Source organism: Silvanigrella sp., assembly GCF_044369315.1.
Taxonomy (GTDB): Bacteria; Bdellovibrionota_B; Oligoflexia; order Silvanigrellales; family Silvanigrellaceae; genus Silvanigrella.
The window spans coordinates 1-8,898 of sequence record NZ_JBIPMD010000133.1; the positions used below are offsets into that span (position 1 = coordinate 1).

The 8,898-nt window shown below is 31.6% G+C and carries 9 protein-coding genes; 7 read left to right on the forward strand and 2 right to left on the reverse strand.

Translation table 11 applies throughout. The annotated features are described in order from the left end of the window. The first annotated feature begins 208 nt into the window (after positions 1 to 208). Positions 209 to 361, forward strand: a complete 153-nt coding sequence (locus ACIQ56_RS10980; protein WP_397601102.1) for a hypothetical protein — start codon at positions 209 to 211, stop codon at positions 359 to 361. A 38-nt stretch (positions 362 to 399) separates the two neighbouring features. Here the strand turns inward: ACIQ56_RS10980 and fumC are convergent, their stop codons facing one another. Continuing rightward, entirely contained in the window at positions 400 to 1,794 is a 1,395-nt protein-coding gene (fumC, locus tag ACIQ56_RS10985) for a class II fumarate hydratase (protein WP_397601103.1), read from the reverse strand. 194 nt (positions 1,795 to 1,988) lie between these two features. Here fumC and ACIQ56_RS10990 point away from each other — a divergent pair, with 194 nt between their 5' ends. From ACIQ56_RS10990 to neuC, 6 genes are all read left to right on the forward strand, one after another. Continuing rightward, positions 1,989 to 2,489 (forward strand): hypothetical protein, encoded by a 501-nt coding sequence (locus ACIQ56_RS10990; protein ID WP_397601104.1) that lies wholly within the window; start codon positions 1,989 to 1,991, stop codon positions 2,487 to 2,489. Continuing rightward, positions 2,486 to 3,421: a hypothetical protein gene (locus tag ACIQ56_RS10995; RefSeq protein ID WP_397601105.1), complete on the forward strand. Its 936-nt coding sequence runs from the start codon at positions 2,486 to 2,488 to the stop codon at positions 3,419 to 3,421. Before ACIQ56_RS10990 ends, ACIQ56_RS10995 begins: the two co-directional genes overlap by 4 nt. Positions 3,422 to 3,423: 2 nt before the next feature. Then, positions 3,424 to 5,001 (forward strand): response regulator, encoded by a 1,578-nt coding sequence (locus ACIQ56_RS11000; protein WP_397601106.1) that lies wholly within the window; start codon positions 3,424 to 3,426, stop codon positions 4,999 to 5,001. A gap of 232 nt (positions 5,002 to 5,233) precedes the next feature. After that, a complete protein-coding gene (locus tag ACIQ56_RS11005; RefSeq protein WP_397601107.1) occupies positions 5,234 to 5,950 on the forward strand; it encodes a formyltransferase family protein in 717 nt (238 codons plus the stop codon). A gap of 440 nt (positions 5,951 to 6,390) precedes the next feature. Further along, positions 6,391 to 7,395, forward strand: coding sequence for an N-acetylneuraminate synthase (gene neuB / locus ACIQ56_RS11010; RefSeq protein WP_397601108.1), 1,005 nt, complete (start codon positions 6,391 to 6,393; stop codon positions 7,393 to 7,395). 8 nt (positions 7,396 to 7,403) lie between these two features. Next, a complete protein-coding gene (neuC, locus tag ACIQ56_RS11015; protein WP_397601109.1) occupies positions 7,404 to 8,567 on the forward strand; it encodes a UDP-N-acetylglucosamine 2-epimerase in 1,164 nt (387 codons plus the stop codon). A gap of 133 nt (positions 8,568 to 8,700) precedes the next feature. On the opposite strand, the gene ACIQ56_RS11020 is transcribed toward neuC, so the two are convergent. Next, positions 8,701 to 8,898: hypothetical protein (locus tag ACIQ56_RS11020; protein WP_397601110.1), on the reverse strand; the 198-nt coding region annotated here is incomplete at its 5' end.

An 8,898-nucleotide genomic window follows, 5' to 3' on the forward strand; every position in this document is an offset into this window, starting at 1 on the left:
AAAGCAACTTGCTCTGACAATTTTAAAAGTCTATTTTCCATCTCCATTTAAATCTCCTCCTCAAAAGGATATTTAATTCTGGATTTATGCTTTGTAAAAATCACTTATTGGGAGGACACGTGATGGAGCAAACGGCCAAACTGGCTTTCATGCTCTTGTTGAAGAAGTAACAATTAAGGTAACTCCTGGAGAAACAATCGATATCCAAGTGGGACAAGGAGGATTAGGAGGTAATGGAAGTGGTCAAGTAACAACTGGACAAAGTGGCTCATTTGGTACGAATGGTACAAATGGAAACAAAGGGACAAATGGCCAATCAGGAAAGCCAGGAGTCGTATTTATTCAATGGATTGGTAAATAAAAAAGGCACTAAATAAACATTAGTGCCTTAAAGTTAATTTACTTTCCATGCGGAGAAAGCATTTTACTTGGATCAACCCAAACATCAAATTGTTCTGCAGTTAAATAACCGAGTGCAATGGCTTCTTCTTTTAATGTTGTTCCATTATGGTGAGCTGTCTTAGCTATTTTAGCTGCTTTATCATAACCAATATGTGTATTTAGTGCTGTAACAAGCATTAATGATTTTTGCATTAATTCATTAATTCTTTCTTGATTTGCTTTTATTCCAGAAGCACAATGTTCTTCAAAGCCAACAAAACAATCTGATAGTAATCGAATAGAATGAAGCACATTATGAATAATAACAGGTTTAAAAACGTTAAGTTCAAAGTTACCTTGACTTGAAGCTATGGTAACAGCAACGTGATTCCCCATAACTTGGCAACAAGCCATAGTTGCGGCTTCACTTTGAGTCGGATTCACTTTGCCTGGCATAATAGAACTTCCGGGTTCATTTTCTGGAATAGAAATTTCACCAATTCCGCAACGAGGGCCACTTGCAAGCCATCTAATGTCGTTTGCAATTTTCATAAATGCGGTTGCAGTTGTGTTTAGAGCGCCAGACAAATTTGCAAGAGCTTCTTGTCCTGCCAAAGCTTGAAATTTATTTGGTGCAGTTACGAACTGAATCTTTGTAAATTCGGATAGTTTTTTTGCTATGCCTTTAGCATAATCTTTATGAGAATTTAAACCTGTACCGACGGCTGTTCCCCCCGCTGCAAGCTCACAAACCATTTCCATAGAATTTAAGACTGCTTTTCTGCACATTTTAAGTTGCATAACCCAGCCACTTACTTCATCGCCAAGAGTTAAAGGTGTTGCATCTTGAAGATGTGTTCTTCCAATTTTAATAATTTTTTCAAATTCTTTTGCTTTTTTCTCAAAGGTTCCAATAATTTTATCTATTGATGGAATAAAGTTTTCATATATAGCAATGGCAGCAGCAACATGCATTGCTGTTGGAAAACTATCATTGGTACTTTGACCTCTATTTACATCATCATTTGGATGAATTGGTTTTTTGCTGCCAATTTCGCCGCCTGCTATTTCAATGGCTCTATTTGAAATGACTTCATTAAAATTCATATTTGTTTGAGTGCCAGATCCTGTTTGCCAAACAACTAACGGAAAATGATCATCATGTTTACCCGCAATAACTTCGTCAGCGGCTTGACTGATAATTTTTTCTTTTTGTGAGTCGAGTTCCCCTAATTGGCTATTTACCTGTGCTGCCGCTTTTTTGACTAGTCCATAAGCTCTTATAAACACTCGAGGAAATCTTTCTCCACTGATTTTAAAATTCTGAAAGCTTCTTTGGGTTTGAGCACCCCAGTATGCATTTTGTGGCACGGCAATTTCGCCCATACTATCTGTTTCTATCCGTGTAGACATAGTAGAATCTCCTAAAAGGGAAATAATAAAGTAAGATGAGATGATCTTTTGAAAGAGAGCCCAAAAAGGCCAACCTAATACTTATAGGATTGGGCGCTAAATGTAGCAAGTTCTGGATAAACTAAAGAGGTCATTTTTAAGACCGATAAATGAACATCAATATGTCGTCTGCTTTTGAGGTGCAAGGGATGGAAGTGGTAGTAAATAATACAACTATTGAGTTTTCAGGTCTCTTAAATGAAGAGTCCTCAATTGATAATATCAAAAAGGGACTGGAACAAGCTTTTGCCAATTCTAAGGATAAAGTAATACGCCTTGATTTTTCAAAAGTGAAAAGAGCAAACTCTTGCGGGATTTTAGCTTGGTATAAAATTCTTGACAGTTTTAAAGATGGGATGTGTATTTATATTAACGTACCACGCTGGTTGGTTGAGCAATTTAATATTAGTGATTTTTTAAGTGATAAAACGAGAGTAGAAAGTATTCAAGCCAACTTCTATTGTCCATCTAATGATACACATGAAACTTTGTTACTTACTCTTGGAAAAGAAATCCCAATTTTAGAAAGTTATGATGATTTTAGTTTGATCATGAAAAGTAAAGACGGTCTTGATTTAGAAATTGATTTTGAACCCAATGAATATTTTTATTTTATTTCATCAAATATAAAAAGATTTAAGGGAGAAGCTGCTTGAAAGTTGTCTGCTTTTTACCTGATTCCATAGCCTTTCAAAACAAACTTGGAATGTTAACTCGTTCAGCAGGGGTAGATTTTCAGCCTTGTAATACAGAAGAAGATGCAAAATTATTTGCCTCTAAAGAAAAAAAAGAACGTTTTTTCCTTTTTGCAGATGCTAAAAAAGTAGATTTTTTAAAAGAGTTTTCTTTTGCCTATCCTGATAGTAGAATTATAGTTATCCTTCAAGAAACCTTACAAAAAGTTATTCCTAGCCTTATTGACTGTATTAATATTCAATGTTTTGTTGCTACAAATAATGGTGAATTTGATGCACGTGAATTAATTTTACTTTTAAAAAAATTTGAGACAAAAGATTATCCAGGTTTAGATAAACATCTAGGGTTTCCTAATATATTTAATGAAAAAAAAATTAAAAGTCAGATTGATAAAAGAGAAGCTTTAACAAATTTGGAAGGTTTTGTATTAAAAATAGGTGGTAATACAGAACGTTTTCAACAATATGCTCAAAGAGTTTGTGAATTAACTGATGAACTTTTATTAAATGCTGTTTTTGATGCAAATCCAAGGTTAAAAAGTATGGCACGTAATGAGGTCTTTGAATTAGATGAAAATGAAGCTGTAAAAGTAAAATGGGGATTTGATGGTGAAGTATTTGGTGTTTCTGTAATTGATCCATTTGGTACTTTAACTAAAAAAACAGTTATGCAGTATATGGACGAAAATCAAAAAACAGAATCCATGGGAAAAAGAGCGAGCGGTGGATTAGGAATTAAACTTATTTTTGATAGACTTCACCATTTTATAGTAACAGTTCAGCCAGGAAAAAAGACAGAAATTGTATGTTTAATGAGGTTTGAAAAAAGATTTAAAGATTTTAACAGTCGATTAAGAAGTTTTCATTTTTTTGAAGCTGAGGAAAAAAATTAGCTATGTCAGCTGAGTTCAGCAAGGATTTAGATAAAGCCCTTGCAGCACAAATTCTAAAAAATGTTTCAACAGGGATTGCCTTATTCAGTCCTGATGATCATTTTATGCGTTGGTGTAATGCTACATTTAAAAAACAAACTTGGTTTGGTGGTGCAGGAAAATCGGCTGCTAAAGTTAATATTAGCGATCTTTTTGATAAAAAAGATCATAAATTAATTTATGATCTTTTTAATATTGCTATGAGTTTAGGACAAGCGTACGATTTTCAAAGACAAGTTAGAAGAGGTCCTGTTGGTTCTTTTCCAGCAGAAGTTAAATTACATAAAATTGTAATTGCGAATTCAACGGGAGAAGAAATATTAATCTGTATGGAAATTGCAGATCTTAGTTTAACTAAAATGTATGATGAACTGCAAAGTACTCATGCGCAAATGAGAGAAAAAATGGCGGATTTAATGTCTGCTCAAGCGGAATTACATTATTCTGTTCGAATGAATACCATATCAGAAATTGGGGCGGATATTGCTCATCAGTTGATAAATCCTATTACAATGTGTCGCGGAATATTACAAACTCAAATAACACCAACTCTTGCTGATCCTATTGCTCAAGAAGATATGAAAAAAGCTTTACAGTATATGCAAGATATTCAAGATCTTGCTGTTTGGTTTAGAAAATTTTCAAATCCAAAACTTTCTGAAACTCAAATTACTAAAATAATGAGCATGGTCGATGATGCTTTAATGTTAAATGTGCATCGTTTTACAACTCAAGGTGTAATTAATAAAATACGTAAAGATGAAAATTATGATCCCGCTGTTTTAGCAAACCCTGTTAACTTTATTATGTGGTTAAATGCAGCTTTTGCTGAGCTTTGTAATGTAATACCACAAGGTAACAGTGTTATTTATATTGATATAAATGGAAATGAAGAATTTGTTACGATATCTGCACAATGTGCTTGTATCCCTGGTGGAAAACAAAAAATTGCGACAAATACTCTAGAAAAATTTGCAAATAAAATGCCAGGAAGTGCAAAGTTTGAAGCTATTTTACAAGATTCACATATCATGTTTAGTTTAGGATTAAATTGTTTCCAAGAAACAGAAGATCATAAAGATGAATCAGATAAAGATGATTCTTCATCTGATACAGCAAATGTGTCTTCTGCAGTATTTTCTGGAAAAGACAAACCGCTTGTACTTATAGTTGATGATGAACAAGATATTCGTCGTCTTGTAAAACGAGCAATGAAACAATCCGGTTGGGAATCTGTTGAAGCTGGTGATGGTCTAGAAGCTTTAGAATACTTTCAACAGGAAGATAAAAAACCAATCAGTGAAAGAATTGTAGCCATCGTTTGTGATGTTCGTATGCCCCGCATGACAGGACCACACTTTTTAGTTGCTTTGCGTGAAGAAAAAATTCAAACCCCTTTTATCTTTTTTAGTAGCAATTTAGTGAATCAGGGTGGAGAAAATGGCTTCAAATATGAAAATGTATTTTATATTACGAAAGAAGCTGGGCTTGATGAAGTGAAAAAAGCGGTTGCTAAATTTATGCCTAAAGTGAGTGGTTGATAAATAATAATCTTTTTTTAAATATTTACCTAAAAATTTTCTTAGTTATATAAATATTCTTTAAAATTGGCAGATTGATTCATATTCTTAAAAATAAAAAATTGAATTCTTTTGATTGTTGATCGTGTCTGCTAACTAGTATAATCAATTTAATATATTGGTATTGTTCGAAGTATTAAATACGACAGTTATTATCAATGATTTTAAAAGTACTATTATAAAGGATACAAAGATGTCTTTAAATTTACAAAAAGATTCTCAGGTTTCAGATAATAAGTGCGAAGTTTTATTCTTTGGAAGAGCTCATTGTGAATTAACTACTAAAGCTTTGATGCATTTAAAAAGGTTAAACTTCAATATAACTCCTGTTTTTTCAAAATGCCGTGGAGAATCCTTACCAGAAAGTGCAGCAATGTGGAGCGGGGATTATATTTTTTGCTTCAGAAGCCTTTTTATACTCCCAAAATCTCTTATTAATAGAACTAGAATAGCTGCTGTAAACTTTCATCCTGGTCCTTCGGAATATCCAGGTAGCGGTTGTCTTAATTTTGCATTATTTGAAGATTCAAAAATGTATGGAGTCACTGCACACTTTATGAATGAGAAAGTTGATGATGGTAATATAATCGAATGTCGCCGTTTCCCAATTCACAAACTTGATAATGTAAATTCACTTCTTGAAAGAACACATATTAAACTTATGGATTTATTTTTTGATATAACAAGTGCTATATCTATTAAGGGGGCTGATTATCTTAAGCAGTCGAAAGATGAAAAATGGTCTGGGATAAATAGGAAAATCAAAGATCTTGATGATCTATCAATAATTGATAAAAATGTTTCAAAAGATGAAATTGAAAAAATAATTAGAGCTACATTTACTGAAAATTTTCCGCCAAAAATATTTATTCATGGTTATGAATTTGTTCTTAAATCAAGTATAAAATAATAATTACAAAGAGCGTTCAATGACTATAACTAGTGAAGACTTAACTAACAAGAAAATTTTTTGGAATCCTTGCTACTTAGTTGTCAAGCGGGCTATTTAATGTATCAAGAATACCTTAATTGTAATAAAAAATTTATGTTTGCTAAGATAATAAAAGAAAATAATGAGAAAATTTCTGATATGATATTAAATCATATTCACTTATTTTCATATGAGCAAAGAAGTGATTTGATATTAATTGTAAATCATATTAATTCATGGTGTAGACAATGGGAAAATTTATATGAACAATTAAATCCTAACCTAGAAGATGAGTTTGTTTTTAATACTTTAATAAATTTCCCCAAAAAATCTATTTTGCGATTAGAGAATTATTACTTTATTAATTTTAAAAAAAATTTTCAAAATTAAAACTTTTACTTTGTAAAGGAAGTTGCTAGATGAAAAAAACAATAATCATTGCTGAAGCAGGAGTAAACCATAACGGTGATTTAGAACTTGCAAAGCGTTTAATTGAGGTTGCGGCTAATGCTGGTGCTGATTATGTTAAATTTCAAACTTTTACAGCTAATGAACTGGTTACTCAAAATGCCACACGAGCAGATTATCAAATTAAGAACTCAAATATTGATGAAACTCACTTTGAAATGATACGTCGATTAGAACTAAAACGAGAGAATCACCAAGTATTAATAAATCACTCTAAAAATTGTGGAATTAACTTTTTATCAACAGCTTTTGATATTCAAAGTTTAGACTTTTTATTCTCATTAGGAATTGATTTATTTAAAATTCCATCAGGTGAAATTACTAATTATCCATATCTTAAGGCAGTTGCTTCCTATAAGAAAAAAATTATTTTATCAACTGGAATGTCTACATTAGCTGATGTGGATAATGCTATTTCGGTATTGTTGAAATATGGGGCTAAAAGAGAAGATATAACGATTCTTCATTGTACTACAGAATATCCAGCACCAATAAATGAAGTTAATCTTTTGGCTATGAATACTCTTAAGACAGCATTTGGCATAAAAGTTGGTTATTCTGATCATACGATGGGAATTGAAATTCCTATTGCAGCAGTTGCTTTAGGAGCTTGTTTGATTGAAAAACATTTTACATTAGATAGAAAAATGATAGGCCCAGACCATAAAGCAAGTTTGGAGCCTGAAGAATTAAAGTTAATGATTTCATCAATTCGATCTGTTGAGTTAGCTCTAGGAGATGGAATAAAACAAGTATCCTCAAGTGAATTAAAAAATATTAATATTGCAAGAAAATCATTAGTGGCTAACTTAAAGATTTCAAAAGGAGATGTTTTCACAAAAGATAATTTAGGTATTAAGCGTCCTGGAAATGGTATTAGTCCTATGAGATATGAGGAGGTATTAGGAAAATTAGCTTGCAGAGATTTTGATACTGATGAGTTAATTGATTTCTAATAATATATATGAAAACAAAAAGAAAAATATGCGTTGTTACTGGTACTCGTGCAGAGTATGGCTTGTTAAAGCATTTAATTAAAGAAATATCTAATTCAGATGATTTTGAACTTATTTTATTTGTAACAGGAAGTCATCTCTCTAATACATTTGGAACTACTTATAAAGAAATTGAGGAAGATGGATTTATAATAAATAGAAAAATTGATTTGCAAATAGAAGGAGATAATGCAATTGATATTGCTAATTCCACATCTTTATCAATTTCAGGTTTTTCTCAAGCATATGCTGATTTTAATCCAGATTTAATTCTCATTTTAGGCGATCGATATGAACTTTTAGGAGCAGCAATTTCTGCTTTGTTTCATAGGATTCCGATTGCCCATTTACATGGTGGTGAAGTTACTCTTGGTGCTATGGATGAAAGCATACGTCACGCATTAACAAAGTTTTCTCATATACATTTTGTAGCTGCGAATGAATATAGAAATAGAGTCATACAACTCGGAGAAAATCCTGACTATGTTTTTAATGTCGGGGGGCTTGGAGTAGATGCTATTCATCGAATTAATCTTTTACCAAGAGAGCAAATTGAAAAATATCTTAAGTTAAAGTTTAAGAAAAAAAATCTTCTTATAACTTTTCATCCTGTTACGCTTGAAAATCTTACTTCGTGCCAACAAATGGGTGAGTTACTTAAAGCGCTTACATTAAGAAAAGATTGTTTGCTTATATTTACGATGCCTAATGCAGATCAAGATAGTAAAATTCTTGCGAAAATGATTGAAGAATTTGTTAAGGAAAATGATAATTCAGTGTTATTTCAATCTCTTGGGCAATTGCTTTACTTATCATGTCTTTCTCAAGTTGATGCTGTAATTGGAAATTCGTCAAGTGGTCTATTAGAAGCTCCTTCTTTTAGGAAAGCAACGATAAACATTGGAGATAGACAAAAAGGAAGACTTAAAGCTTCAAGTGTTATAGATTGTGAGCCGAATTTTGAGTCGATTCGTTCTGCTTTAGATGACATTTACAAGGAATCTTTTCAAAGTAATCTTCATTCAGCTATAAATCCATATGGTGAAAGGGGATCTGTTGATTTAATAATGCAACATCTCAGAAAAATTTCTTTTGATAATTTGCTAAAGAAAAAATTTCATGATTTAGTTTAGGTTTACATCCATTAAAACCATAAATTCTATTAAGAATATATGGTTTTTTTGATTTATCTATATTTAAAATTCATTTTTAATAAAAGTTTTTGTTATAAAATTAATTATTTTAGTTGTTCAAGTTTAAAGAGTTTTAGAATTTACAAGTTTTAAAGAAAGTTGTTAGATTATTATATGATAGAAGTTCAATCTGTCTTTTTGCTGGGTGTCCTCCCAATAAGTGCATTTTACAAACACAATGAATGGAATTAAATTTTTTATAGAGAGTGGTTTTTGATTTTGTTGATAGTATCAAGATAATTCCAAGGTAACCAATCTTTTGGGTTTTGCT